A 1064-nucleotide genomic window follows, 5' to 3' on the forward strand; every position below is an offset into this window, starting at 1 on the left:
CCCTGATCGCGGCGGTGATGGTGGCGCGCGGCGAAGCCGACGCGATGCTGTCCGGCGTGGTGGGGCGCTTCCACAAGAAGCTCGGTTATGCGCGCAGCGTGATCCCTCTGGAGCCGCGCGTGAGCTCCACCTCGGCGATGACCGGCGTGATCAATCAGCTCGGCGTGTTCTTCTTCCTGGATACGCACGTGCAGGAAGACCCCACCATCGAGCAGGTCGTCGAAGCCACGTTGCAGGCGGCGTATCGCCTCAAGCTGTTCGGCATCGAGCCCAATATCGCGCTGCTGTCGCATTCCAACTTCGGCAGCCACGACTCGCGCGACGCGCTGAAGATGCGCCAGGTGCGCGAAGCACTGCTCAAGCGCAAACCCGAGCTCAACATCGACGGCGAGATGCAGGGCGACACCGCCTGGGACGAAGCGCTTCGCAAGCAGATCATGCCAAACAGCACGCTCAAGGGCCGCGCCAACCTGTTCGTGTTGCCGAACCTGGAAGCGGCCAATATCGCCTACAACCTGGTTCGCGTGTTCACCGACGGCGTGGCGATCGGCCCGATCCTGATGGGTATCTCCAAGCCGGTGCACATTCTCACCACCAGCGCCACTTCGCGCCGGGTGATGAACATGACCGCGATTGCCGCGGTGGATGCGCAGATCCGCAGGCTGCTGGAAGCCGAGAAGGGCGGGGCAGACAAGAGCAACGACTGAGGGGCGTGGCGGCAAGGTAGCGCCGTCGGATGCTGTGCCCTCTCGCTCAGCGGGAGGGCAGCGGATTCATCGGCGCCAGGTGTTCGGCCATTTGAGCCTGTTGTCTTCCGTCGATCGCCCGTCCGCTGGGCGGCATTGCCCAGCGGGACATGTCGGCAGCGAGCGTTCGCCGCGCTCAGGGTTTCTCGGGCCTGGGACCCAGTAGCTCGATCTCGGCTAACTGCGTGCGCGTCGGCGTCTGCAAGCGCAGGCGATATTCGCGATAGACACCGGGCGTGGCGATGAGGAATGGGCGCGTCTGCAGCGGCCAGCAAGACAGCAAAGCGCCCAGCGGATGCACTTAGAGTGGCTAACAAA

At 64.6% G+C, this 1064-nt stretch carries 1 protein-coding gene; it reads left to right on the top strand.

The window, feature by feature from the left end; all coding sequences use genetic code 11:
• Window positions 1-707: phosphate acyltransferase (locus XAXN_RS19120; RefSeq protein WP_280631827.1), on the top strand; the 707-nt coding region annotated here is incomplete at its 5' end.
• Between the last annotated feature and the right edge of the window lie 357 nt (window positions 708-1064).

Origin of the sequence: Xanthomonas axonopodis, assembly GCF_001304695.1 — a bacterium.
GTDB lineage: Bacteria > Pseudomonadota > Gammaproteobacteria > Xanthomonadales > Xanthomonadaceae > Xanthomonas > Xanthomonas axonopodis.